This is a genomic window from Lysobacter sp. 05T417 (genome assembly GCF_056396405.1).
In genome coordinates this window covers 358021-382042 of record NZ_JBFTLK010000002.1, presented here as the reverse complement: position 1 = coordinate 382042, position 24022 = coordinate 358021, and the positions used below count along the sequence as shown (strand labels likewise).

At 68.9% G+C, this 24022-nt stretch carries 19 protein-coding genes; 6 read left to right on the top strand and 13 right to left on the bottom strand.

Going from position 1 to position 24022, the window contains the following annotated elements; all coding sequences use genetic code 11:
* Position 1: 1 nt before the first annotated feature.
* The 3 genes from AC1DER_RS04990 (at position 2) to AC1DER_RS04980 (ending at position 2832) form a co-directional block, all read left to right on the top strand.
* A complete protein-coding gene (locus AC1DER_RS04990) occupies positions 2-766 on the top strand; it encodes an S-methyl-5'-thioinosine phosphorylase (protein ID WP_441814961.1) in 765 nt (254 codons plus the stop codon).
* Between the two features lie 97 nt (positions 767-863).
* Positions 864-1070, top strand: a complete 207-nt coding sequence (locus tag AC1DER_RS04985) for a cold-shock protein (RefSeq protein WP_158733706.1) — start codon at positions 864-866, stop codon at positions 1068-1070.
* Between the two features lie 97 nt (positions 1071-1167).
* Positions 1168-2832 carry an acyl-CoA dehydrogenase family protein gene (locus tag AC1DER_RS04980; protein WP_477247853.1) on the top strand — a complete coding sequence of 555 codons (1665 nt, stop codon included), beginning with the start codon at positions 1168-1170 and terminating at the stop codon, positions 2830-2832.
* A gap of 139 nt (positions 2833-2971) precedes the next feature.
* On the opposite strand, the gene AC1DER_RS04975 is transcribed toward AC1DER_RS04980, so the two are convergent.
* The 5 genes from AC1DER_RS04975 to AC1DER_RS04955 all read right to left on the bottom strand — a co-directional run bounded on the left by AC1DER_RS04975 (position 2972) and on the right by AC1DER_RS04955 (position 7501).
* Complete coding sequence (locus AC1DER_RS04975) at positions 2972-3367, bottom strand: hypothetical protein (protein WP_477247851.1); 396 nt, start codon at positions 3365-3367, stop codon at positions 2972-2974.
* A gap of 121 nt (positions 3368-3488) precedes the next feature.
* A complete protein-coding gene (locus AC1DER_RS04970) occupies positions 3489-5255 on the bottom strand; it encodes an ABC transporter transmembrane domain-containing protein (protein ID WP_477247849.1) in 1767 nt (588 codons plus the stop codon).
* A 15-nt stretch (positions 5256-5270) separates the two neighbouring features.
* Positions 5271-5870 carry an IMPACT family protein gene (locus AC1DER_RS04965; RefSeq protein WP_477247847.1) on the bottom strand — a complete coding sequence of 200 codons (600 nt, stop codon included), beginning with the start codon at positions 5868-5870 and terminating at the stop codon, positions 5271-5273.
* A complete protein-coding gene (locus AC1DER_RS04960; protein WP_477357717.1) occupies positions 5867-6934 on the bottom strand; it encodes a hypothetical protein in 1068 nt (355 codons plus the stop codon). Before AC1DER_RS04960 ends, AC1DER_RS04965 begins: the two co-directional genes overlap by 4 nt.
* Positions 6935-6937: 3 nt before the next feature.
* The gene (locus AC1DER_RS04955; RefSeq protein ID WP_477247876.1) at positions 6938-7501 is read right to left on the bottom strand and encodes an RNA polymerase sigma factor; all 564 of its coding nucleotides are present in this window, start codon (positions 7499-7501) and stop codon (positions 6938-6940) included.
* Between the two features lie 208 nt (positions 7502-7709).
* On the opposite strand from AC1DER_RS04955, the gene AC1DER_RS04950 reads away from it, so the two are divergent.
* Positions 7710-10589 (top strand): bifunctional diguanylate cyclase/phosphodiesterase, encoded by a 2880-nt coding sequence (locus tag AC1DER_RS04950; RefSeq protein WP_477247844.1) that lies wholly within the window; start codon positions 7710-7712, stop codon positions 10587-10589.
* A gap of 61 nt (positions 10590-10650) precedes the next feature.
* Here AC1DER_RS04950 and AC1DER_RS04945 read toward each other — a convergent pair whose 3' ends face one another.
* From AC1DER_RS04945 to xseA, 4 genes are all read right to left on the bottom strand, one after another.
* Positions 10651-12531 carry a vWA domain-containing protein gene (locus AC1DER_RS04945; RefSeq protein ID WP_477247842.1) on the bottom strand — a complete coding sequence of 627 codons (1881 nt, stop codon included), beginning with the start codon at positions 12529-12531 and terminating at the stop codon, positions 10651-10653.
* An 84-nt stretch (positions 12532-12615) separates the two neighbouring features.
* Positions 12616-14076, bottom strand: coding sequence for an aldehyde dehydrogenase family protein (locus AC1DER_RS04940; RefSeq protein WP_477247840.1), 1461 nt, complete (start codon positions 14074-14076; stop codon positions 12616-12618).
* Positions 14077-14127: 51 nt separating this feature from the next.
* Complete coding sequence (locus AC1DER_RS04935; RefSeq protein WP_477247838.1) at positions 14128-15774, bottom strand: acetolactate synthase large subunit; 1647 nt, start codon at positions 15772-15774, stop codon at positions 14128-14130.
* A gap of 65 nt (positions 15775-15839) precedes the next feature.
* Positions 15840-17207 (bottom strand): exodeoxyribonuclease VII large subunit, encoded by a 1368-nt coding sequence (gene xseA / locus AC1DER_RS04930; RefSeq protein ID WP_477357715.1) that lies wholly within the window; start codon positions 17205-17207, stop codon positions 15840-15842.
* A 120-nt stretch (positions 17208-17327) separates the two neighbouring features.
* On the opposite strand from xseA, the gene ispG reads away from it, so the two are divergent.
* Together ispG and AC1DER_RS04920 are read left to right on the top strand one after the other, a co-directional pair.
* A complete protein-coding gene (gene ispG, locus AC1DER_RS04925) occupies positions 17328-18608 on the top strand; it encodes a flavodoxin-dependent (E)-4-hydroxy-3-methylbut-2-enyl-diphosphate synthase (RefSeq protein WP_441814950.1) in 1281 nt (426 codons plus the stop codon).
* A complete protein-coding gene (locus AC1DER_RS04920) occupies positions 18598-19287 on the top strand; it encodes a phosphatase PAP2 family protein (RefSeq protein WP_477247759.1) in 690 nt (229 codons plus the stop codon). The genes ispG and AC1DER_RS04920 overlap by 11 nt, the downstream gene beginning before the upstream one ends.
* Here AC1DER_RS04920 and AC1DER_RS04915 read toward each other — a convergent pair whose 3' ends face one another.
* The 4 genes from AC1DER_RS04915 to amaB all read right to left on the bottom strand — a co-directional run bounded on the left by AC1DER_RS04915 (position 19288) and on the right by amaB (position 23962).
* Positions 19288-20175: a DMT family transporter gene (locus AC1DER_RS04915; protein ID WP_477247791.1), complete on the bottom strand. Its 888-nt coding sequence runs from the start codon at positions 20173-20175 to the stop codon at positions 19288-19290.
* Between the two features lie 20 nt (positions 20176-20195).
* Entirely contained in the window at positions 20196-21233 is a 1038-nt protein-coding gene (murB, locus tag AC1DER_RS04910) for a UDP-N-acetylmuramate dehydrogenase (protein WP_477247761.1), read from the bottom strand.
* Positions 21230-22288 carry a quinone-dependent dihydroorotate dehydrogenase gene (locus tag AC1DER_RS04905; RefSeq protein ID WP_441814947.1) on the bottom strand — a complete coding sequence of 353 codons (1059 nt, stop codon included), beginning with the start codon at positions 22286-22288 and terminating at the stop codon, positions 21230-21232. Before AC1DER_RS04905 ends, murB begins: the two co-directional genes overlap by 4 nt.
* Positions 22289-22429: 141 nt before the next feature.
* Positions 22430-23962, bottom strand: coding sequence for an L-piperidine-6-carboxylate dehydrogenase (gene amaB / locus AC1DER_RS04900; RefSeq protein ID WP_477247764.1), 1533 nt, complete (start codon positions 23960-23962; stop codon positions 22430-22432).
* Positions 23963-24022 lie beyond the last annotated feature (60 nt).

Here is a 24022-nt window from a genome sequence, read left to right as displayed (position 1 = left end):
GATGAGTGGAATCGCATTGGCCGTCATCGGCGGCACGGGCCTGTACAAGCTGGCCGCGCTGCGCGACGTGGAAACGCTGCAACCGTCGACGCGCTTCGGCGCGCCGTCCGGGCCGATCCGGCTCGGCACGCTGGACGGTCACCGCGTTGCCTTCCTCGCCCGCCATGGCGAAGGCCATTCGCTGCCGCCGCACAAGATCAATTACCGCGCCAATCTGGCCGCGCTGCAGTCGCTGGGTGCGCAGCGGGTGCTGGCGCTCAATACGGTCGGCGGCATCGGCGATCGTTTCGGGCCGCGCGTGCTGGCATGCCCGGACCAGTTGATCGATTACACCTGGGGACGGGTGTCAACGATTTGTGAAGAAGAGGGCGCCGAGGTGCTCCACGTCGACTTCGGTGAGCCGTACACGCGCGCACTGAGGCAGGAAGTGGTCGCGGCGGCCGGCAAGGCGGGCGTGGCGATGGTGGCTGGCGGTTGCTACGGCGCCACCCAGGGGCCGCGCCTGGAAACCCGCGCCGAGATTGCCCGGATGCGCCGCGACGGATGCGATCTGGTCGGGATGACGGGCATGCCCGAGGCCGGCCTGGCGCGCGAATTGGGCCTGGATTACGCCTGTCTGGCCATCGTCGCCAACTGGGCGGCCGGTGCCGGCCCGGACCCGGACGAGGTCATCACGCTGCAGGATGTGCTCGACAACGTGGCCGTGGCGTCGGCCGGTCTGCCGGCGCTGCTGGCGGCATTGCTCGACCGTTCGGCGCCAGGGTGATTGTCAAGCCGGCGTTCAGTTTGCATACTCGACCGGCGCTTGGGTCCGGTTGTCGGGCCCTGCGCGACAACGCATCCAGCATGAGGTTGATAAGGACATGCAGTACGGCACCGTGAAATGGTTCAACGACGCCAAGGGCTTCGGGTTCATTTCGCCCGAGGACGGCAGCGCAGATGTGTTCGCGCATTTCTCTGCGATCAACGCCAAGGGCTTCCGCAGCCTGCAGGAAGGCCAGCGTGTCAGCTACGAGCTGACGCAGGGTCCGAAGGGCGCGCAAGCGTCGAACATCACGCCTGTGGCGTGATCTGACGCGAGCCTGGCACTACCGGCTTGGGAGGCCCCGCATTGCGGGGCCTTTTTTTTGGTCACGGCCAGCGGCGGTAGAGGCCTAGAATCGACCCATGCCCGCGTCGGAGTCGCAGATGGAACCGCTGCCGCCGTTTGCCACGCACCTGGTCGAGAACCAGCCGCCCGAGTTCGGGCCGCGCGATCTGTGGCGCGATGACAGTGCGCTGTCCGAAGCGGTCGTTCGCGAGGGTGGCGGCGACTTTGCCGACGCGCTGGCAATCTATGGCGCGCTGGCGGGCGACGAGTTGTACCGGCTCAGCTTCGATGCTCACCGCGATCGGCCGCGCCTGCGGACGCACGACCGCTTTGGCCATCGCATCGACCTGGTCGAGTTCCATCCCAACTATCACCGGGTGATGCAGGCCGGTGTCGAGCATGGGGTGGCGGGGCTGTCGTGGGCGCAGCCGCGGCCGGGTTCGCATGTCGCACGCGCGGCGCTGAGTTATCTGCATCATCAGGTCGAGCCGGGGAGCAGTTGTCCCTTGACCATGACCCATGCCGCGATTCCGGTGCTGCGGCATTCGCCGGCACTGCACGAGTGGGCGGGCAAGGCGATATCGCCGTACTACGACCCGCGCGATGTCGGCATCGAGCACAAGCTTGGCGTGACCCTGGGCATGGGCATGACCGAGAAGCAGGGCGGCAGCGATGTTCGCGCCAACAGCACGCGCGCCACGGCGCTGGCGGCCGATGGCGAGTATCTGCTGGTCGGGCACAAATGGTTCTTCTCGGCGCCGATGTCCGACGGTTTCCTGGTGCTGGCGCAGGCGCCGGCAGGGCTGACCTGCTTCCTGTTGCCGCGCTGGCGTCCAGACGGTGGCAAGAACGCGTTTCGGCTGATGCGGCTCAAGGACAAGCTGGGCGACTGGTCGAATGCGTCGTCGGAGGTGGAGTTCGACGATGCCTGGGCGTGGCGCATCGGCGAGGAAGGTCGCGGCGTGGCGACCATCATCGAGATGGTGATGCTGACACGCCTGGATTGCATGCTCGGCGCGGCCGCCGAGATGCGCATGGCGCTCGCGCAGGCCATGCACCATACCCACCATCGCCGTACGTTCGGCAAGCGCCTCGCCGAGCACGCGCTGATGCGCAACGTGCTGGCCGACCTGGCCATCGAAGCGGAGGCGGCGATCACGCTGTCGATGCGCGTGGCGCGCGCGGTCGACCGTTCCGCGCTCGATCCGCGCGAAGCCGCCTTCGCCCGCATCGCCACGGCGATCGGCAAGTACTGGATCTGCAAACGCGCGCCGGCCTTCATCAACGAAGCCCAGGAATGCCTGGGCGGTGCCGGTTATGTCGAGGAGTCGATGCTGCCGCGGCTGTACCGGCAGGCGCCGCTCAATTCGATCTGGGAAGGCAGCGGCAACATCCAGTGCCTGGACGTGCTGCGTGCGCTGCAACGTGAGCCGCAGACGGGGCAGGCGCTGCTGGCCGAACTGGACGCGGCATCGCACCTGGATCCGGATTTCGACGCCGAGCTGAAGGCCTTGCGGCCGGTGCTGGTCGGCGAGGCCCAGGTGCCCGAAGTGGAGGCGCGGCGCTGGGTGGAAGCGCTGGCGCTGGCACTGCAGGCGAGCCAGCTGCTGCGCAACGGCAGCCCGATCGCGGAAACGTTCTGCTGCAGCCGGATCGGTGGCGATCACGGCAATGCGCTGGGCACGCTGTCGCGCGATTTCGATCTGGGGCCACTCATCGCGCGGGCCTGGCCGCCGGATTGAGCGCGCCTCGACTGCGCACGGCTGCACGGTGATGAGGAAGAACGTAGCCCGGGCAATTGGAGCGCACACGGGATCGAACGAGGATCGACCCGGGTGACACACGTCCTTGCCCGGGCTACGGAAAACTGGCCGCGCCGCGCTACCAGATGCCGATCCGCGGTTCGAAGGAGCGGCTCTTGACGTGGTGCGTCGCCTGGACGTTGATGCTGCTCGGCACGAAGCTGTTGCTCTTGTATTCGACGTCGAAGCTGAGCCGGTCAAACAGGCCCTCGTCGCGCAGGCAGAGCAGTGTCTCGGTCACCAGGTCCTTGATCTCGGGGATGCCGGCGGGCACGAAGATCAGGTTGTGCTGCTCCTGGTTGCCACCGAACTCCTCGGGGTAGAGCGTGACCTCGAACAGCAATCCCTGTTCCACCAGGTGACGTGCAACCTCGCGCGAACTCACGTGGGAGTAATCGGTTGCCGGTTTCACAGTCGCCGGCCGCGACTGGGCGATGCCGGGCGTTGTCAGGGCTGCGTGTGAAGTGGGCGTCATGGAGCACCTCCGCGCGGTTCGACTCAACCCGAGGGTGCTTGCGTGCAATGGCCAAGCCAATGAGAAACGTCTCAAACTCGCGTGAGCGCGGGCGCAACCCCGCGGATGGTGGCTCAGTGGCTCAGTCGAGGAACTGCAGCCTCGCCAGTTCGGCGTACAGCCCGTCCTGCGCCAGCAACTGCGCGTGCGTTCCTTCGGCGACGATGCGGCCGTGGTCCATGACGACGATCCGGTCGGCCTTCAACACCGTGGCCAGGCGGTGCGCGATGACCAGCGTCGTACGCCCTTCCATCAGGGTTTCCAGGGCCTTCTGCACGGCCCGCTCGCTCTGCGCGTCGAGGGCGCTGGTGGCTTCGTCGAGCAGCAGGATCGGGGCGTCCTTGAGCAGGGCGCGGGCGATGGCGATGCGCTGCTGCTGGCCGCCGGACAGGCGCGCGCCGCGCTCGCCCAGTTCGGTGTCCAGGCCCTGCGGCATCGCGGCGACGAAGTCGGCGGCATGCGCGGCGGCCACGGCGCGGTCGACGTCGGCGTCATCGGCATCCAGGCGGCCGTAGCGGATGTTCTCGCGCGCGCTGCTGGCGAAGATGGTCGGCTGCTGCGGCACCAGTGCGATGGACTCGCGCAGGTCCGGTAGCGCCAGCTGGCGGATGTCGACGCCGTCGATATCCACCTGGCCCGACTGCGGATCGTGGAAGCGCAGCAGCATCGAGAACACCGTGCTCTTGCCGGCGCCGGAAGGGCCGACCAGGGCGACGGTCTCGCCCGGGCGTACGCGCAGGCTGAAGCCTTCCAGTGCCGCCGCATCGGGACGCTGCGGGTAATGGAAGGTGACGTTGTCGAAGGCGATTTCGCCCCGCAGCGGTTTTGGCAGCACAGTCGGATGCGGCGGCGACGCGACCGCGGTTTGCTCGACCAGCAGTTCGCTGATCCGGCCCATGCCGCCGGCCGCGCGCTGCAGCTCGTTCCAGACCTCGGCCAGTGCGCCGACCGAGCCGCCGCAGAGCAGGGCATACAGCACGAACTGGCCGAGCGTGCCGGCGCTCATGCGGCCGGCGAGGACATCGTGCGCACCCGACCACAGCACCAGCGTGATCGCGCCAAACACCAGCATGATCGCGATCGCGGTGACCCAGGCCTGCGCCTGGATGCGCCGGCGGGCGGTGTCGACCGCGGTTTTCACCGCGCTGCCGAAGCGGCCCTGCTCGTAGGGTTCGCGCGCATGCGCCTGGACCGTGCGCACGGCGCCGAGGGTTTCGTTGGCAAGCGCGTTGGCATCGGCGATGCGGTCCTGGCTGGTGCGGGAAATCTTCTTCAGGCGGCGGCCGCCGACGACGATCGGCAGCACCGCCAGCGGGATGCCGACCAGGGCGAACGCGGCCAGTCGCGGACTGGTGAAGAACAACATCGCGATGCTGCCCAGCACGGTCACCGAACTGCGCAGCGCCACCGACATGCTCGAGCCGACGACGCTGCGCAGCAGTTCGGCGTCGGCGGTCAGGCGCGATACCAGCTCGCCACTGCGGTTGCGGTCGTGGAAGCCGGCATCGAGGCCGATCAGGTGTGCGTACAGGCGTTCGCGCAGATCGGCGACGACGCGTTCGCCCAATAGCGACACGAAGTAGAAACGCGCGGCGGTCGCCAGGGCCAGCGCCACGGCGACGGCGAACAGCAGCGCGAAGGTGCGGTCGATCGCGCCGCCGCCCTGGGTGAAGGCCTGGTCGATCATCGTGCCGAAGGCCTTGGGGAAGGTCAGCGTGGCGGCGCTCGACGCCGCCAGCGAGACCAGCCAGGCGACGAACAGGGCGCGGTGCTGGCGCACGAATGGCCACAGCGTGCGCAGGTTGCCGATGGGGGCCTTGGTCTGGGTGGCGTCAACGCGAGCGTTCATGGCGATCCGGGTCACTCAGATATCGGGGAGTTCGTCGCCGAAGCGCACCCGGTCACGAGTGGCGTCGCGAAGCCTGACTTTCAAGGGCGGCAGCTCTGCGGCCGGCAAACGCAGGCGCAGTTGTGCGCCGTGGGCGCCGAAGCGTTCGTCGAGTTTCTCGGCCGCGTGGGCGGACAGGGCCGCGTGCACGGTGCCGGTGTCCTCGAAGGGATAGTCGAGTTCGACAGTGACATGGGCGACGAGAATGCGCCTGGGCGCCACGCGCAGGCACTCCGCCGCGCTGCCGCCATAGGCGCGCACCAGGCCGCCGGCACCGAGCTTGATGCCGCCGAACCAGCGCGTGACCACGGCCACCACCTGGTCCAGGCCCTGGCCGTCGATCGCCGCCAGGATCGGCCGTCCGGCGGTGCCGGCCGGTTCGCCATCATCGTTGAAGCGGTATTCGCTGCCGATCCGGTAGGCCCAGCAGTTGTGGGTCGCGTCCGGGTCGCCGACCGCGGCGATGAAGTCCAGCGCCGCTTGCGGCGCGGTTACCGGGGCGGCATGGACGATGAAGCGGCTGTGCTTGACCTCGAGCAGGAACGAGGTCGGCGTGGCCAGCGTGGCGTTGCTCATCGCGCAGGATCGGCGAGCGCGCGCAGGTCGTCGGGCAGGCTCAGGCGAGGGTGGGTCTTGCGCAACAGCGCCAGGCTCTCGCGAGCGCCGGAGACGTCGCCAGCGTCGCGCCGATCACGGATGCGCTGCAGCCACTGTTCCGGTTCCAGGGCGCGATCGTTGCGCACCGGCAGGTCGGCGACGGACATGCGGCTGCCGGTGACTTCGATGCGGTCCAGGGTGCCGCTCGTTGCATCGGTGTCGGACGCTTGCGCTGCATCGGCCGCCACGGACGCTCCGGCGGCCTTCGCAGCGGCCTGCGCGCTCTGCTCGCGCCGCGCCGGCGCATCGTCCATCAGGGACTTGCGCTGGGCGGCGTCGGATTGCGCGGCGGCGCGCTGCCGGTACTCGCTTTCGGCGGCGGCCTCGGCGACCGGGGCCGACGCAGGTGCCGGCGCTGGCGCCGGCGCAAACACCGGTGCCGGCGCTGGCGCCGACACGGCAGGGGCATAACTGTCGCTACGGGCGGCAGCCGTCGCCGGATGGGAGTGTTGCGGATCGACCGCCTCATCGAGGAAGTGGCCTTCCTGCACAGGGGCTCGCGCATCCGGCGCGGCTTCGCGCTTGGCCGCCATTGGCGCCATGGGAGCGGTGTTCACGGCGCGCGCGGTCGCCGGTGAGCCGGCCTGCGCGGGAGGCGGTGGCGGCGCATTGCCCGTCGCCGCTGCGGCCGCGGTAGCCGTGGTGGGCGGTTCGGACCGCCTGATCACTTCAGCGGTGACAAAGCCGAAGTCGCTTTCGTCGCGGGGCGCCTTCGGCGCGGGGGCCGAAGGACGCAGTTGCCAGACCACGCCCACCGCCAGTGCCAGCACCGCGGCCATGCCAGCGCCGGTGACCAGGGTGGCCGGTATGCCGGTCAGGGCCAGCCAGCGCCGGCTCCGGCGCGGGGCGACGGCGGCGTGCGCGGCGGCGAGGATCTTCGCGTCGAGCGCCGGCGAAGGACCGTCGTGCGGCCCCAGCCGCGCCAGGCGGTCTGCCAGGGCGCGTTCCTCGGGGTTCAACGGTTCGTCGAAGGGATGGCTCATGGTTCAGTCGCTCAGCTCGCTCAAACCGGCACGCAGCTTGTCCATCGCGTACCGCAGTCGCGATTTCACCGTTTCCCGGCCGACCCCGGTAATGGCGCCGATGTCCTCCAGGCTCATTTCCTGCTCCAGGCGCAACAGCACCACTTCGCGCTGCTCCTCGGGCAGCGCCGCGATCGCCAGCTGCAGGCGCCGGCGCTGTTCGAATTCGGACAGTTCCCGCTCCGGGCTGCTCGGGTCGGGCACCCTGGCGGCGCGCTCGTCGCCGTCCTCGGGGGCGGGCGGCCGGTGCTTGAGGCCGCGCCAGTGGTCGTTGAGGCGATTGTGGGCGATGCGGAACAGCCAGGTCCTGAACGCGGCGTCGGGCTTCCAGCCCTGGCGCGCGGCGATCACCCGCTGCCAGACGTCCTGGAAGAACTCGTCGGCGAGGGCGTTGTCGCGCAGCTGGCGCAGCAGGAACCGGTACAACGGCCCGCGGTGGCGCGCATAGAGAACCTCGAAGGCAGCCGTGTCCCCGCCGGTCCAGGCCAGCATCAACAGGTCGTCGCTCGGATCCTCGCCCGCATTCATCCGCGGCAGGTTACGGGCTGGAGCCGCGGACGGGAAGCGCAAGGGCAGGGGTGCGGTCAGTTCCAGGGCCAGGCTCATATCAGATGAACGGATCGCAGTTCACGACGGGGTTGATCCACGTACGTGCGGAGGCGCGTTATCCTTCGCCGTCTGTCCAGGGGCTCCATCCGCAGTGTCGAACCGCAGCAGGCCAAAGGCCGTCAGAATCGTGAATGCCGGCTACGGGCGCGATTCGCTGGCCGACACCCTGCACGAAGCCCTGCCGTTCGGCTCCGAGGTGGCGGTGCTGTGGCGCGATCCGCACACCGGCATTTCCGCCGGCTCGGCCTCGCCTGGCGCCACCAGCGCCCTGGCCAGCCGCGCCGAGGTGCTGCTGCAGCGCAGCCCGGCCGGCCAGCATTCGCACCGGATCGAAATCGCCTGGACCACGGTCGAGGCCGTTCGCGTGGCCATCGCCGTGCAGTTGCCTGGACCGGTGTTGCCCGAAGTGCGCGACGTCTGGCTGGCGATGGCGCAGCGCGTGGTCGCCTCGCACCTGGTCGCATTGCGCACCCTGGCGCGGGCCGAGTCGCTGGAGAAATCCGAGCGCCTGCAGCAGGCCTTGTTCGAGATTGCCGACCTGGCCGGTTCGGACCTGGAACTGGCCGACATGCTGCGCCGGATCCACACGGTAGTGGCGGGTCTGATGTACGCGGCCAATCTCTACATCGTGCTGTACGACGACGTCCGCGACTGCCTTCGCTTCCTGTACTTCGCCGACCAGGTCGACACCTACGTCGCCGAACCCGAGCGCGACATCGCCATCGACGACATGCCCAACAGCGTGACCGTGGCGCTGCTGCGCCATGGCGAGCCGCTGCAGGGTCCGTCGGAACTGATCCGCGACCGCCTCGGCGTTCCTCGCGATGCACGCCATGGTCCCGACAGCGAGGACTGGCTGGGCGTGCCGATGCGCCGCGAAGACCGCATCTGCGGCGCGATCGTGGTGCAAAGCTACGACCGCCCGGATGTCTACGGCGAAGAAGAGCGTGCGCTGCTCTCGTTCGTGGCGCAGCACATCCTGACCGCGCTCGATCGCTTCCACGCCCGCGAAGAGCTCGAGCGCCGCGTCGAGGAACGCACCCAGGCGCTGCAGCTGAGCAACCGCGACCTGCAGGCCGAGATCATCGAGCGCCAGCGCGCCGAGCGCCTGCAACGCGCGCTGTTCCGCATCGCCGAACTGTCGATCACCTCCGAGACGCTCGAGCGCTTCTACACCCAGGTCCACGACGTCGTCAGCGACCTGCTGTACGCGCGGAATTTCTATATCGCGCTGGTGTCGGAGGACGGCGAAGGGCTGGAGTTCCCGTACTCGATCGACGAGCGCGACTCCAGTCGCGAGAACCGCAAGCTCGCCTCGGGCCTGACCGAATACGTGATCGCGCGCGGCCGCGCCCTGCTGGCCGACCGCAAGCGCATCGCCGCGCTGGAATCGCAGGGACTGGTCCGCAGCCGTGGCTCGCTGGCGCACTGCTGGCTGGGCGTGCCGCTGTTCCGCAACGAGTCGGTGGTGGGCGTGATCACCGTGCAGAGCTACTCGCCGGCGATCACCTTCAGCGTCCGCGACCAGGAACTGCTGACCTTCGTCGCCCACCACATCAGTATCGGCCTGGCGCGCAAGCAGGCGCAGGATCGCCTGGTGTCCGCGCATGCCGAGCTGGAGCAGCGCGTCGACTCGCGCACCCGCGAGCTGGCCCAGGCCAACACCGAGCTGCTGTCGCAGATCGGCGAGCGCCTGCGCGTGGAGCAGCAGCTGACCCACCAGGCAATGCATGACGCGCTGACCGGCCTGCCCAACCGCAGCCAGCTGCTCGACCGCCTGGCGCAGGCGATCGCGCGGGCGCGCAGCGAACAGCAGTGCACGTTCGCGGTGCTGTTCCTCGACCTCGACCGCTTCAAGCTGGTCAACGACAGCGTCGGCCATTCCGCCGGCGACGAGCTGCTGGTCGAAGCCGGGCGCCGGATTGTCGAGGCCGTCCGCGGCGACGACACCGTCGCGCGCCTGGGCGGCGACGAGTACGCGATCCTGATCGAGGACATCGACGGCCCCGAAGTGGCCGAAGAACTGGCCCAGCGTGTCCTGCGCGCCCTCGGCGAACCGTGCTGGGTCGCCGGTCGCGAAGTGTTCCCCTCGGCCAGCCTCGGCATCGCGCTGTGGCATCCGCGTTATCGCACCGGCGCCGAACTGCTGCGCGACGCCGACGCCGCCATGTACCGGGCCAAGGCCGCCGGCCGCGACCGCTGCGCCATATTCGACGAGGCCATGCGCGAGGAAGCCGTGCGCATCCTCGACCTCGAGGCCGACCTGCGCCGTGCCATCAATGGCGATGGCTTCGTCGCCTTCTACCAGCCGATCGTGCGCCTGGACGACCATCGCGTGATCGGCCACGAGGCGCTGCTGCGCTGGCGCCACGAGCGCCGCGGCCTGCTTACGCCCAGCGAGTTCATCGGCGTGGGCGAGGACAGCGGCCTGATCGAGGAAGTCGACTGGATCCTCTATGCCCAGGTCATGGAGGAACTCGCCCGCGGTGGCGAAGGCTACATTTCGGTCAACGTCTCGCCGCGGCATTTCCGTTCCGGCGACTTCGCCGATCGCCTGCTGCGGATGATCGACAACGCCGGCGCCGATCCGCACCGGTTGCGCATCGAGATCACCGAGGTGGCGCTGCTCGACGACGTGCCGCGCGCGCTGCGGATGCTGCGCACGCTGCGCAGCCATGGCGTGCTCGCCCAGCTCGATGACTTCGGCACCGGCTTCTCGGCGCTGTCGTACCTGCACCGGTTCCCGATCGAGTGCCTGAAAATCGACCAGAGCTTCGTCTCCGGCCTGATCGGCGACGCCCAGCCCGAGAGTGTCGCGGTGGTGCGCGCGATCCAGGCGCTGGCCGGCACGCTGGGCATCCATACCATCGGCGAGGGCGTGGAGACCGAAGCCCAGCGCGCGGCCCTGCGCGAACTGGGCTGCACCTACGGCCAGGGTTATCTGTTCGGCTATCCGGCCGAGCGGTCGCACACGCAGGCCCTTTTGCGCGCCGCCGTCTCGGGTTGACGCGTTGACCGTGCCGGTTGCAGGAGCCAGCGCGCTGGCCCTGCGGCGGTTCAGTCCCGGCTTACTGGCCCATGCCAATGCGCGTCTGGTTTTCGCTGCCGATCTGCGCCTGCGCCAGTTTCATCAGCTCCAGCAGTTCCGTGCGTTCGCCGTTCGGGTCGCGTCCCTTCGCGGCCGTCGCCGTGCGGATCATGTCGTCGAGGCTCCAGCCGTCCATGCGGCTGCCGCCGCGAAGCGCATCGGCGAAGCCAGCGACGGCGCTGGCGAATCGCAGCGCCTCGTCGGGTTCGCGCACCAGCTGCGAGGTCAGGATCGGAGTCTCGATCAGGCGGCTCTGGCCTTGGTCGGGCAACTTCTGGTCGGGCAACTTGTAGCGCAGGCGCAGGTGGGCGACTTCGTTGCGCGCGTTCTCCTGCGTGGTCTTCGGGGCTGCACTGCCGTAACGCAACGACGCCATGCGCTGCGCCGGTGACGACACCGGCGTGATCTCGTACAGCGCGGTCACTTCATGGCCGGCACCGATGTCGCCGGCATCGACCTTGTCGTTGCTGAAGTCCTCGCGCTGCAGGATGCGGTTCTCGTAGCCGATCAGGCGGTACTCGGCGACCTGGGCCGGATTGAACTCGATCTGCACCTTCACGTCGCGGGCGATGGTCATCAGGGTCGAACTCATCTGATCGACCAGCACCTTGCGGGCTTCACGCAGACTGTCGATGTAGGCATGGTTGCCGTCGCCGACGTCGGCCAGCTGCTCGGCCATCGCATCGTTGTAGTTGCCGCTGCCGAAGCCGAGCGTGGTCAGGGCGATGCCGTGCTTGCGCTGGTCGCCGACCAGCGTTTCCAGCGCTTCCTGGTCGACCGTGCCGACATTGAAATCGCCGTCGGTGGCGAGGATCACCCGATTCACGCCGTTGTCGACATGGGCCTGTCGCGCCATCGCGTAGGCCAGGCGGATGCCGTCGCCACCGTTGGTGCTGCCACCGGCCTCGAGACGATCCAGCGCGGCGAGGATCTCGCCGTGGTGGTCGCCCGGCGTGGGCGCCAGCACCAGCCCGGCACTGCCGGCGTAGACCACGATCGAAACCCGGTCCTGGCTGCGCAGCTGCGGGATCAGCTGGCGCAGCGATTGTTTGACCAGCGGCAGCTTGTCGGGCGAATCCATCGAGCCGGACGTGTCGATCAGGAACACCAGGTTGGCCGGGGCCAGGGTCGCCTTCGGGACGTCGTAGCCCTTGATGCCGACCATCAGCAACTGGCGCTGCGGATTCCAGGGCGCCACCGCCAGCTCGGTCGTCACCCGGAACGGCACCTCGCGTGTGGCCGGCGCGCGTTGACCGTAGTCGAAGTAGTTGATGAACTCCTCGGCGCGCACCGCGTCGGCCGGTGGTCGGACGCCTTCATTGAGCATGCGCCGCACATTGGCATAACTGCCGGTGTCGACATCGACCGAGAACGTCGACACCGGTTGTTCGGAAGCGCGGTGCACCGGGTTGTCGGTGATGGCGGCGTAGCGCTCGGTGTTGGCAGGAGGCGGGCTGGCGAGCACGGCCATGGGCATCGGCATCGGCATCGGCATCGGCATCGGCATCGGCGCCTGGACCGAAGCCGGCGCCGCTGCGTAATCCACTCTCGACCCGGTCACTTCGATCCTGTCCAGCATCGACGAATCCGGCATGGCCGCAGCCGGAGGCGGTGCCAGCGACTTGCGGGCGGCCTGCTGGCGCGTGCGCCCTGCTGCAGTTGGACCGGCCTCCCTGGCCGTGGCCTCGGCAGCGGCAACGGCCTGGGCGGCAACGGCGCGCGCTTCGGCTCGCGCGGCTGATTCGTCCTTGCCTTCGGCCACGCCGGACTCGCCCGTCGTCTGGCAGGCCGCCAGCACCAGCGCGACAGCAACGAACAGGGCAGGACGAACGAGGGGAGTGCGCTTTACCTGGGTGTTCATGGTGCTGTCTCCGGTTGGGTTGGAAGGTCCAACGAGCGGAGACAGCAAACGGGGTTGCGCCGGAGCCGCCGGCGTGGCGATGGCTCAGGCCGGGTCGCGGATCACCAGCAGGCGTTGTTCGGTCATGTCCTCGATGGCATAGCGCACGCCCTCGCGGCCGAGCCCGGAATGCTTCACTCCGCCGTAGGGCATGTTGTCGACACGGAAGCTGGGGACGTCGCCGACGATCACGCCGCCGACGTCGAGGCGGTCCCAGGCGCGCATGGCATGGTCGAGGCGGCCGGTGAACACGCCGGCCTGCAGGCCGAAGTCGCTGTCGTTGACCAGGTCGATGGCCTGGTCGAAGTTGTCGAACGGTTGCATCAGCGCGACCGGGGCGAAGGCTTCCTTTCGATAGAGGTCGCTGGTGCGCGGCACGCCTTCGAGCAGCGTCGCCGGTACCATGTTGCCGTTGCGCAGGCCACCGGCCAGGCGCTTGGCACCGCCCTTGCGCGCCGCCTCGATCCAGCTGTCGATGCGCTTGGCCGCGGCCTCGTCGATCATCGGGCCTATGAAGGTCTTCTCGTCGCGCGGGTCGCCCATCGGCAGCTTCGCCACCGCCGCCTTGAGCTTCCTGCGCAGCCGGTCGTAGATGGCCGCATGCGCGTAGATGCGCTGCACGCTGATGCAGCTCTGCCCGCTCTGGTAATAGGCGCCAAAGACCAGTCGCTCGACCACGCGATCGAGCGGCATGCCGGGATCGTCGTCGATGATGCACGCGGCGTTGCCGCCCAGTTCCAGCGTGACCTTCTTGCGCCCGGCGCGCGCCTTCAGGTCCCAGCCGATCAGGCCGCCGGTGAAACTGAGCAGGGCGATGCGTTCGTCTTCCACCAGCTGCGCGGCGTCCTGGGTCGAACAGGTCAGCACCGAGAACGCGCCCTTGGGCAGATCGGTCTCGGCCAGGATCTCGGCGATGATGAGCGCGCCGATCGGGGTCTTCTCCGAGGGCTTGAGCACGAACGGGCAGCCCGCCGCGAGCGCCGGTGCGACCTTGTGCGCGACCAGGTTCAGCGGGAAATTGAACGGGGTGATGAAGCTGCACACGCCGATCGGCACGCGCTTGACCATGCCGCGGTAACCGCGCGTGCGCTTGGAGATCTGCAGCTCGATGATCTCGCCGTCGATGCGCGTCGCCTCGCCGGCGGCGATGCGGAATGTGTCGATGAGGCGGGTCACCTCGCCGCGGGCATCGGCGATGGGCTTGCCGGCTTCGATGCACAGCGCCAGCGCCAGCTCGTCGAAACGTTCCTGGAAGCGGGCGACGCAATGCTCGAGCACGTCGCGGCGCGCGTCCGGCGGGAATGCCGCAACCGCCTCGCGCGCCTGGCAGGCAGCCACGATCGCCTTGCGTACGGCGGTGGCGTCGGCCAGGGCAACGCGGGTGGCGCGCTTGCCGCTGTACTTGTCCAGCACGTCGAGGTCGGTGTTGGCGGCGACCGGACGATTGGCCAGATAGTAGGGATAGCTGGCCATCAGGCCGGAGGCGGCGCGCTTGGACTTGGCCATGTTGTTCTCCGTGGGGAGGAATCGGAACAGGGTGGGGCGGCAGGCGTCACGTCACTGCACGGCGGCGCTCAACCTGGGGATCTCTTCGTTGAGCAGGCGGTCGTCGTCGCTGTAGTCGATGGGCACCTCGATCAGATCGATGCCCGGCGTGTCGAGCGCGCGCTGCAGCATCGGTGCGAACTCGTCGGCCGAGGCCGGGCGGTGACCGCGTGCGCCATAGCTTTCGGCATAGCGTACGAAGTCCGGATTGCCCAGGTCCATGCCGAAACTGGGATAGCGCTCGTGCGCCTGCTTCCACTTGATCATGCCGTAAGCGTCATCGCGCAGTACCAGCACGGTGATGTCGAGGCCCAGGCGCACCGCCGTCTCCAGTTCCTGCGAGTTCATCATGAAGCCGCCGTCGCCGCACACCGCCAGCACACGCCGGTCCGGGCAGACGATGCGCGCGGCGATCGCCGAGGGCAGGCCGGCGCCCATGGTCGCCAGGGCGTTGTCGAGCAGCAGCGTGTTGGGTTCGCGGCAGCGGTAGCAGCGGGCGAACCAGAGTTTGTAGAGGCCGTTGTCGAGGCAGGTCACGTCGCGCGGGCCCATGACCGCGCGCACGTCGGCGACCAGCCGCTGCGGCGCCATCGGGAAACGATCGGCGTCGCTGCGGTCGACCAGGTTGGCCAGCAGGGCCGTGCGCACGCGATCGAAGAAGCCGAAGTCCCAGTGCGCCTGCGGCGACAAGGTCTCGCCCAGTTGCCAGACCGTGTTGGCGATGTCGCCGACGACTTCGATCTGCGGGAAGTAGACCGCATCCACTTCGGCGCTTTCGTAATTGACATGGATCACGGTGCGCCGCCCTTCGCGCATGAAGAACGGTGGCTTCTCGATCACGTCGTGGCCGATGTTGACGATGCAGTCGGCGGCGTCGATGGCGCGGTGGACGAAATCGTGATCGGACAGGGCGGCGTTGCCGAGCCACAGCGGGTGCAGCTCGTCGATCACGCCCTTGCCCATCTGAGTGCTGAAGAACGGGATGCCGAGCTTGTCGATCAGCGAGCGCAGTTGCCGCGCCGTGGTCTTGCGGTTGGCGCCGGCGCCGATCATCAGCAGCGGGTGGCGGGCCTGGCTGATCGCGGCGGCGGCGTGGGCAATGGCCTTGTCGTCGGCGATCGGTCGGCGTGAGAACGAAGCGGGGATCACCCGCGCGCTGGTGTCGTCGCCGGCGATGTCCTGCGGCAGCTCCAGGTGGGTGGCGCCGGGACGTTCCTCCTCGGCGCGGCGGAAGGCCTCGCGCACGCGCGCCGGGATCGCGTCGGCAGAAACAATCTGGCGTGTGTACTTGGTCAGCGGCCGCATCGTGTCGACCACGTCGACGATCTGGAAATGGCCCTGGCGACTGCTCTTGATCGGCTTCTGCCCGGTGATCATCAGCATCGGCATCGCGCCCAGCTGTGCGTACGCTGCCGGCGTCACCAGGTTGGTCGCGCCCGGGCCGAGCGTCGACAGGCATACGCCGGCCTTGCCGGTGAGGCGGCCGTAGGTGGCGGCCATGAAACCTGCACCCTGTTCGTGGCGGGTCAGGACCAGGCGGATGCTCGACGTGCGCAGGGACTCGAGCAGGTCGAGGTTCTCCTCGCCCGGGATGCCGAAGACGTACTCCACGCCTTCGGCTTCCAGCGCGGCGACGAACAGATCGGAGGCTTTGGTCACGCACGCGTCCTCGGGCACGGGTCCGCGCATCGTAGCGGGGGCCGTGTGAGGGTCGGGGTGATGTTTCAGTCGTCCTTGTGTTCGACCCGGACGTTCAGCTGGCCATCGCTCAGGCGTGCCGCGAGGCGATCGCCCGGCGCTGCGTCCAGCACGCTGCGCACGATGCGTCCGTCGGCGTGCTGCAGGATCGTATAACCGCGGGCGACCGTGGCCAGCGGGCTCACGGCTTCGAGCGAGCGGGCCAGACCACGCAGGTGCATGGCGTCCTTGGCCAGGCGACGCACGATCGCCGCCTGCGGTCGCGGTTGCAGCGCGGCCAGGCGTTCGCGCAGGCGCGCGATGCGGCGCTGCGGGTGCGCGGCGCGCAGCACGGCATCGGCGTGGCGCAGGCGCGCGCGCTCGCGTTCGAGCTGCTGGCGCCAGGCGGCGTTGAGGCGGCGCAACGCTTCGCGCTGTTGCCGTCCCAGCGCTTCCAGGCGCGCCTGCGGGCGCAGGGCATTGAGCCGCAGCGCGGCCCGGTCCGCGCGCTGCATGGCCTGGCGCAGGCGTTGCGCGTGCAGGTTGCGCAGACGCGATTCGAGGATGCGCAGGCGGTGCAGCAGGTCCTCGCGATTGGGCGCCAGCAGTTCGGCGGCCACCGACGGAGTCGGTGCGCGCACGTCAGCGGCGAAGTCGCTGAGGCTGAAGTCGGTTTCGTGGCCCACTGCAGACACGATCGGCACCGGCGAGGCCGCGATCGTGCGTGCCAGGCGTTCGTCGTTGAAGGCCCACAGGTCCTCGAGCGAGCCGCCGCCGCGGGCCAGCACCAGCACGTCATAGCGCGCCGATGCGATGGCCCGCTGCAGCATCGCCACGATCTGCGCGGCCGCGCCTTCGCCCTGGACCTGCACCGGCAGCACGTCGGCCTCGACCAGTGGAAAGCGCCGCGCCAGCACGCTCAGCACATCGCGCACGGCGGCGCCGCTGGGCGAGGTGATCACGCCGATGCGGCGGGCAAAGCGCGGCAAGGCGCGTTTGCGTTCGTTGTCGAACAGGCCTTCGGCGGCCAGGCGTGCGCGCAGTTCCTCGAAGGCACGCCGCAGCGCGCCCTCACCGGCCTCTTCCATGTGGTCGAACACCAGCTGGTACTCGCCACGGGCCTCGTAAAGGGTCAGGCGGCCACGCCCGAGCACACGCAGGCCTTCGCGCGGAACGAACTTGAGCCAGCTGCTCTTGGGCCGGAACATCGCGCAGCGGACCTGAGCGCGCGCGTCCTTCAAGGTGAAGTAGAGGTGGCCCGACGAGGGCCGCGAGACATTGCCCAGCTCGCCTTCGATCCACACCTGCGGGAATGCCCCTTCCAGCAGATCGCGCGCCAGCGTGTTCAGCTGGCTGGGCGTCAGCACCTGGTCGGCGTGGCCGCCCGGGCCCGGTTCGGTGGGGAAGTCGTTCATGGACTGCTGGATGTCACGGCCGGTCAAGGTAGCGCAGCGGCCGCCACGGGTCACGCCCGGGTCACCTCCGGGTCATGCCGGAGGTAGGGCTGGGGGTGGGCCTGGCCTACAATGGCGGCCATGAATTCACATGCTCCCGCGCCTTGCGCACACCCCGGCTTCGGCCCGCTCCCGCGCCGCCTGACGCGTTCGGTTCGCATCGGCGGCGTCGAAGTCGGCGGCGGCCAGCCGGTGGTCGTACAGTCGATGACCAACACCGATACCGCCGACGTCGCCTCGACCACCAAGCAGGTCGCCGAGCTGTGGCGGGCCGGCTCGGAAATGGTGCGGGTGACGGTCAATACCGTCGAAGCCGCCGCCGCGGTGCCGCGCATCGTCGACAAACTGGCGATGATGGGCGTGGAGGTGCCGATCATCGGCGACTTCCACTACAACGGTCACCAGCTGCTGACCGCCGAACCGGCCTGCGCCGAAGTGCTGGCGAAGTACCGCATCAACCCGGGCAACGTCGGTTTCGGCAAGAAGCGGGACAGCCAGTTCGCCACGCTGATCGAGATGGCGATCAGGCACGGCAAGCCGGTGCGCATCGGCGCCAACTGGGGCTCGCTCGACCAGGCCCTGGCCGCGCAGCTGATGGACGAGAACCACAAGCTGGCCGAGCCGCGCGAGGCCGCCGAAGTGCTGCGTGAGGCGCTGATCCGCTCGGCGCTGGATTCGGCCGCGCGCGCGGTCGAGATCGGCCTGCCGGCCGACCGCATCGTCCTCAGCGCCAAGGTCAGCGGCGTTCAGGAATTGATTGCCGTGTACCGCGAGCTCGCCCGTCGTGGCGACTACGCGCTGCACCTGGGCCTGACCGAGGCCGGCATCGGCAGCAAGGGCATCGTCGCCTCCAGCGCCGCGCTTTCCGTGCTGCTGCAGGAAGGCATCGGCGACACCATCCGCATCTCGCTGACGCCCGAGCCGGGCCAGTCGCGCACCAACGAAGTCATCGTCGCCCAGGAGCTGCTGCAGACCATGGGTCTGCGCGCGTTCACGCCGATGGTCACTGCCTGCCCGGGTTGCGGCCGCACCACCAGTTCGTTCTTCCAGGAGCTGGCGCAGAAGGTGCAGGAGCACGTGCGGGCGAAGATGCCGGTGTGGAAGATCAGCCATCCCGGCGCCGAGAACCTGACGCTGGCGGTGATGGGTTGCGTGGTCAACGGTCCCGGCGAGTCGCGCCACGCCAACATCGGCATCTCGCTGCCGGGCACCGGTGAGGCGCCGTCGGCGCCGGTGTTTGAGGACGGCGAGAAGACCGTGACGCTGCGCGGCGAGAACATCGCCCACGAGTTCGTCGAGCTGATCGACCAGTACGTCGAGCGCAAGTACGGCGCGGGCGCCGACGCAGCGCGTGCCGGCTGAGGGCAGCGACGCGCTCAGTCAGGAACTGCGCTACGGCGCAGGCGTGTTGCGCCGCCATGGCGGCCGATTGTTGCTGGTGTTCCTCGGCCTGCTGCTGCCGCTGTGGGGCTTCGCCGGCCTCGCCGAGGAGATCCACGAGCGCGAAGCCATCTTCTTCGACGAACCCATCCTGCACTTCGCCCACGGCCTGGCCGGCGCGGGATTCGATGGCTTCTTCCTGCTGATATCGCGGATCGGTTACCTGTGGGGCGTGGTGCCGTTCGACATCGCGCTGGTGCTGGTGCTGGCGTTGCTGCGCAAGTACCGCGAGGCCACGTTTGCGGCGATCGCGCTGGCCGGCTCGGCGCTGCTGAACGTCGCGGCCAAGGCGGCGTTCGCGCGCGAGCGGCCGTCGTTGTGGGACTCGATCGCGCCCGAGCACAACTTCAGTTTCCCCAGCGGCCACGCGATGGGTTCGATGACGTTGGCCTGGGTGCTGGTGCTGCTGGCCTGGCACACACGTTGGCGCTGGCCGGTGACGGCGTTGATGCTGGCGTTCGTGGTACTGGTGGGATTCTCGCGGGTGTACCTGGGGGTGCATTACCCGTCGGACATCCTCGCCGGGTGGGCAGCAGCAAGCGTGTGGGCGGTGGCCGTGTATCTGCTGGTGTACTGGGGCAGCCTGCGGCCGTGGCGCTGATTACTCGCCCGGCGTAGCCGCGGCGCTGGGCGCAGTCGTTGCGGCGCGTCGCATCAATACCGCCTCGCGGTGGGCAATGTACGCGTTGGCCGAGAGGATGATCGCCGCGCCAGCCCAGGTCCAGGCATCGACGCTTTCGCCAAACCACAGCCAGCCCGCGGTTGCGACCAGTGGCAGCTGCATGAAGCTGATCGGCGTCAGCGCCGAAACTTCGCCCAGCTTGAGCGCATGGGTCCAGAGCACCTGCCCGCCGGTGCCGAAAATGCCCGCGCCAATCACCCACAACCAGGCGATGCCCTGCGGCCATTCCCACACCCACAGTGCCGGCAGCAGCGACATCGGCACCCAGAACAGATAGGTGTAAAGCACGATGGTGTTGGCAGCATCGATTCGCGACAGCTGCTTGATCTGGATCGCGACGACGCCGCTGAGCACGGCCGCCAGCAATGCGATCAGGCTGCCGGCAGTGAACTGCGCCGAGCCCGGCCGCACGATCACCAGCACGCCGACGAAACCTATCGCCACCGCCGCCCAGCGCCGGGCGCGGACGTGCTCGCCCAGGAAGAACGCCGCGGCGATGGTGACGAACACCGGCGTGGAATACGACAGCGAGATCGCCTGCGCCAGCGGCAGGTGGCCGATCGCCCAGAACCCGGCCAGCATCGAACCGATGCCGATCGCGCAGCGGACGAAATAGCGCGGCAACTGGCGCGTGCGCAGGGCCGCGCGGTCGACGCCGGCGACCAGCGGCAGCACCGCCACCAGGCCGAAGAAGTTGCGGAAGAATGCGATCTCGAAGGTGTGCAGTGTCGCCGATGCCAGGCGGATCGTGATCGCCATGGCGCCGAAGCACAGCGTGCTGGCCAGCATGAAGCTCGCCGCGCGCATCGGGGTGGACGTCGCGGCGGTCACCAGGCGGCGCCGATGACGCGCGGTTCGGGTTCGATGGCCACGTCGAAGCGTTCGCGCACCGAATCGGCGATGCGGTGGGCGAGATCGAGCAGCTGCTGGCCGCTGGCGTGGCCGTGGTTGACCAGTACCAGCGCGTGCGTCGCGGCCACGCCAGCGTCGCCGTCGCGGTGGCCCTTCCAGCCGCAGGTCTCGATGAACCACGCCGCGGGCAACTTGCGCGTGGCGCCATCGTTGCCGCGGAACACCGGCAGCGCCGGGTACTGCGCCTGCAGCGCCTCGGCCTGGGCCTGGGCGACGATCGGATTCTTGAAGAAGCTGCCGGCGTTGCCGAGCACCGCCGGGTCGGGCAGCTTGCGGCGGCGGATCGCGATCACCGCGTTGGCCACGTCGCGTGCGGTCGGCGCGGCGATGCCCATCGCCGCGATCTCGTCGCCGATGCCGGCGTAGTCGAGCTTCAGCGTCGGCGCGTGCGGCAAGGCGAATTCGACGGCGGTGACCATGTAGCGGTCGGGCTCGTGCTTGAACACGCTGTCGCGGTAGGCGAACCGGCAAGCCGCGGCGTCGAGGCGATGGACCTGGCCGCTGGCCGGCTCGAATGCCTCGACCGCATGGATGAAGTCGCGCACTTCGACGCCGTAGGCGCCGATGTTCTGGATTGGCGCGGCGCCGACCGTGCCCGGGATCAGCGCCAGGTTTTCCAGGCCCGCCAGGCCCAGGTCGAGCGTGTGCATGACGAAGCCGTGCCACTGCACGCCGGCATCGGCGCGGACGATGGCGGTGCCGTCGTCGCGCAGCACGCGCACGTCCTGGCCGGTCAGTGCCAGCACCGGCGCGTCCGGGTCGCCGGCAAACAGCAGGTTGCTGCCGCCGCCAAGCACCAGCGGTGCGCGCTCGCGGAACTCCGGTCGCGACAACAGGCCGGGCAGGTCGCCGGCGTCGCGCAGTTCGGCCAGCCACGGTGCGCGTGCAGCCACGCCAAAAGTGTTGCGCCGGTCGAGTGGGGCATCGCGCAGGATGCGGACTGCCTCGCTCATACGATCGGCGGCATGTTGCCCCGGCTCGGGGCTTCCTTGCGCCGGCGCATGGCTTCGACGCATTCGTGCACCAGGGCCGGGCCGCGGTAGACCAGGCCGGTGTAGCACTGCACCAGGGTCGCGCCGGCGGCCATCTTGGTCGCGGCGTCGGCACCGGAAAGGATGCCGCCGACACCGATCATCGGGATCGACTCGGGCAGCCGCGTGCGCATCATCCGCAGCACCGCGGTGGCCTGGCCCATCAGCGGACGGCCGGACAGGCCACCGGTCTCGGAGGCATGCGGCGCGCCGTCGATGCCGATGCGCGAGACGGTGGTGTTGGTGGCGATCACGCCGTCGACTGCGAGGCCGCCGAGCACGCGCGCGGCGGCTTCGACATCGTTGTCGCTCAGGTCCGGGGCGATCTTGACCAGCATCGGCACGCGCTTGCCGTGCAGCGCGCCCAGGCGCTCCTGCGCCTCGCGCAGGATCGATACCAGCCGCCGCAACGACTGCTCTTCCTGCAGTTCGCGCAGGCCGGCGGTGTTGGGAGAGGAGATGTTGACGGTGACGTAGTCGGCGAGCGGGTAGACGCGCTCGAGGCAATACAGGTAATCGGTCTCCGCCGACTCGTTCGGCGTGTCCTTGTTTTTGCCGATGTTGATGCCGAGCAGGCCGCCGCGACGACGGGCCTTGCCGACATTGCGCACCAGTTCGTCGACGCCGCCGTTGTTGAAACCCAGGCGATTGATCACCGCCTTCTGATCGGGCAGGCGGAACATGCGCGGCTTGGGATTGCCTTCCTGCGCACGTGGCGTGACCGTGCCGACTTCGACGAAGCCGAAGCCCAGCGCCAGCAGCGCATCGATGTGGGCGCCGTTCTTGTCCAGTCCGGCGGCCAGGCCGACCGGATTGGGAAACGTCAGGCCGAACGCGCGCGTCGGCAGGGGCGCCGGGCGGCGGCCCAGCAACGGGCTGAGCCCGCTGCGGTAGGCCGCCTCCATCGCAGTGAGCGTGGCGCCGTGCGCCGTCTCTGCGTCCAGGCCGAACAGGAAGGGGCGGACGATGGAATACATGTCAGCCCCCGACCGTCAGCTTGGCGCCAGGCAGAACCACGGGCGTGCCACCGGGCACCAGGCTGACGTCAGCGAGCGTGCTGTTGTCGCGGCGGACGACTGCTTGCATGCGGCGGGATCCTGGTTCCGGTGGCGGGGCGGTCAGAGGTCGAACTTGATGCCCTGGGCCAGCGGCATGGCGTCGGAGTAGTTGATGGTATTCGTCTGCCGGCGCATGTAGGCGCGCCAGGCATCGGAACCGGATTCGCGACCGCCGCCGGTTTCCTTCTCGCCACCGAACGCACCGCCGATCTCGGCGCCGCTGGTGCCGATGTTGACGTTGGCGATGCCGCAGTCCGAGCCCGATGCCGCCAGGAATGCCTCGGCCGCCTTGAGGTTCTGGGTGAAGATCGACGACGACAGGCCCTGCGGCACGTCGTTCTGCAGTTCGATGGCTTCCTCGAGCTGGCCGTACTTCATCACGTACAGGATCGGCGCGAATGTTTCGGTCTGCACCACTTCGGCGTCGTTGGTCAGGCCGGTGACGATCGTCGGCAGCACGAAATTGCCGGCGCCGTCGATGGCAGCGCCACCGGTCTCGACCTTGCCGCCGCTGGCCTTGGCCTTCTCGACCGCATCAAGGTAGGCCTGCACTGCGTCGCGGCTGTTGAGCGGACCCATCAGGTTGCTCGGGTCGGTCGGGTCGCCGATCTTCTTCTCGACCTGCTTGTAGGCGGCGATGAGCTTTGCCAGCACGTCATCAAAGATCGATTCCTGCACGAACAGGCGGCGCGTGGTGGTGCAGCGCTGGCCGGCGGTGCCGACGGCGCCGAAGGCAATGGCCGGGATCGCCAGCTTCAGGTCGGCGCTGGCGTCGACGATGATTGCGTTGTTGCCGCCCAGCTCGAGCAGCGAACGGCCCATGCGGCGGGCGACGCGCTCGCCGACGATGCGGCCGACCTTGGTCGAGCCGGTGAAGCTGATCAGGCCGATGCGCTTGTCGTCGACGAAGCTGGAAGCCAGCTCGGTGCCGGCGTCGTTGAACAGGAAGAAGATGTCCGGGAAACCGCCGGCCTTGAGCGCGGCGTTGCAGATCTTCATCGAGGCGATCGCCGACAGCGGCGTCTTCGGCGACGGCTTCCACAGCGTGATGTTGCCGCAGATGGCGGCAATGAAACTGTTCCAGGCCCAGACGGCAACCGGGAAGTTGAATGCCGAGATCACGCCGACGATGCCGATCGGATGCCACTGCTCGTACATGCGGTGGCCCGGGCGCTCGGAATGCATGGTCAGGCCGTACAGCTGGCGCGACAGGCCGACGGCGAAGTCGCCGATGTCGATCATTTCCTGCACTTCGCCATCGCCTTCCGGCTTGGACTTGCCCATCTCCAGCGCGACCAGCGAACCGAGCGCGTCCTTGTGCTTGCGCAGCGCATCGGCGCACAGGCGCACGGCTTCGCCGCGGCGCGGCGCCGGGGTGGTGCGCCACACCTTGAAGGCGGCCTGGGCGCGCTCGACGATGGTGTCGTAGTCGGCCTGCGAGGATGCCTGCACCTTGGCCAGCACCTCGCCATTGGTCGGGTTGACCGACTCCAGCACTCCGGCGTCGCGGGTGGGCGACCATTCGCCGCTGCCGAGGTAGGTGCCCGATTCGGTATCGGTCAGGCCGAGGGCGGTGAGGACGGGGTGGGTCATCGGACTTGCTCCTGGGGGACTGAAGGGCGAAAACCGAAGTGGCGACTGGAACCGGGCCGA

What these genes read in the sequence shown, in the direction of transcription:
- AC1DER_RS04990 (WP_441814961.1), top strand. Translation starts at nt 2, where the DNA reads ATGAGTGGAATCGCATTGGCCGTCATCGGCGGCACGGGCCTGTACAAG.
- AC1DER_RS04985 (WP_158733706.1), top strand. Translation starts at nt 864, where the DNA reads ATGCAGTACGGCACCGTGAAATGGTTCAACGACGCCAAGGGCTTCGGG.
- AC1DER_RS04980 (WP_477247853.1), top strand. Translation starts at nt 1,168, where the DNA reads ATGCCCGCGTCGGAGTCGCAGATGGAACCGCTGCCGCCGTTTGCCACG.
- AC1DER_RS04975 (WP_477247851.1), bottom strand. Translation starts at nt 3,367, where the DNA reads ATGACGCCCACTTCACACGCAGCCCTGACAACGCCCGGCATCGCCCAG.
- AC1DER_RS04970 (WP_477247849.1), bottom strand. Translation starts at nt 5,255, where the DNA reads ATGAACGCTCGCGTTGACGCCACCCAGACCAAGGCCCCCATCGGCAAC.
- AC1DER_RS04965 (WP_477247847.1), bottom strand. Translation starts at nt 5,870, where the DNA reads ATGAGCAACGCCACGCTGGCCACGCCGACCTCGTTCCTGCTCGAGGTC.
- AC1DER_RS04960 (WP_477357717.1), bottom strand. Translation starts at nt 6,934, where the DNA reads ATGAGCCATCCCTTCGACGAACCGTTGAACCCCGAGGAACGCGCCCTG.
- AC1DER_RS04955 (WP_477247876.1), bottom strand. Translation starts at nt 7,501, where the DNA reads ATGAATGCGGGCGAGGATCCGAGCGACGACCTGTTGATGCTGGCCTGG.
- AC1DER_RS04945 (WP_477247842.1), bottom strand. Translation starts at nt 12,531, where the DNA reads ATGAACACCCAGGTAAAGCGCACTCCCCTCGTTCGTCCTGCCCTGTTC.
- AC1DER_RS04940 (WP_477247840.1), bottom strand. Translation starts at nt 14,076, where the DNA reads ATGGCCAAGTCCAAGCGCGCCGCCTCCGGCCTGATGGCCAGCTATCCC.
- xseA (WP_477357715.1), bottom strand. Translation starts at nt 17,207, where the DNA reads ATGAACGACTTCCCCACCGAACCGGGCCCGGGCGGCCACGCCGACCAG.
- ispG (WP_441814950.1), top strand. Translation starts at nt 17,328, where the DNA reads ATGAATTCACATGCTCCCGCGCCTTGCGCACACCCCGGCTTCGGCCCG.
- AC1DER_RS04915 (WP_477247791.1), bottom strand. Translation starts at nt 20,175, where the DNA reads ATGCGCGCGGCGAGCTTCATGCTGGCCAGCACGCTGTGCTTCGGCGCC.
- murB (WP_477247761.1), bottom strand. Translation starts at nt 21,233, where the DNA reads ATGAGCGAGGCAGTCCGCATCCTGCGCGATGCCCCACTCGACCGGCGC.
- AC1DER_RS04905 (WP_441814947.1), bottom strand. Translation starts at nt 22,288, where the DNA reads ATGTATTCCATCGTCCGCCCCTTCCTGTTCGGCCTGGACGCAGAGACG.
- amaB (WP_477247764.1), bottom strand. Translation starts at nt 23,962, where the DNA reads ATGACCCACCCCGTCCTCACCGCCCTCGGCCTGACCGATACCGAATCG.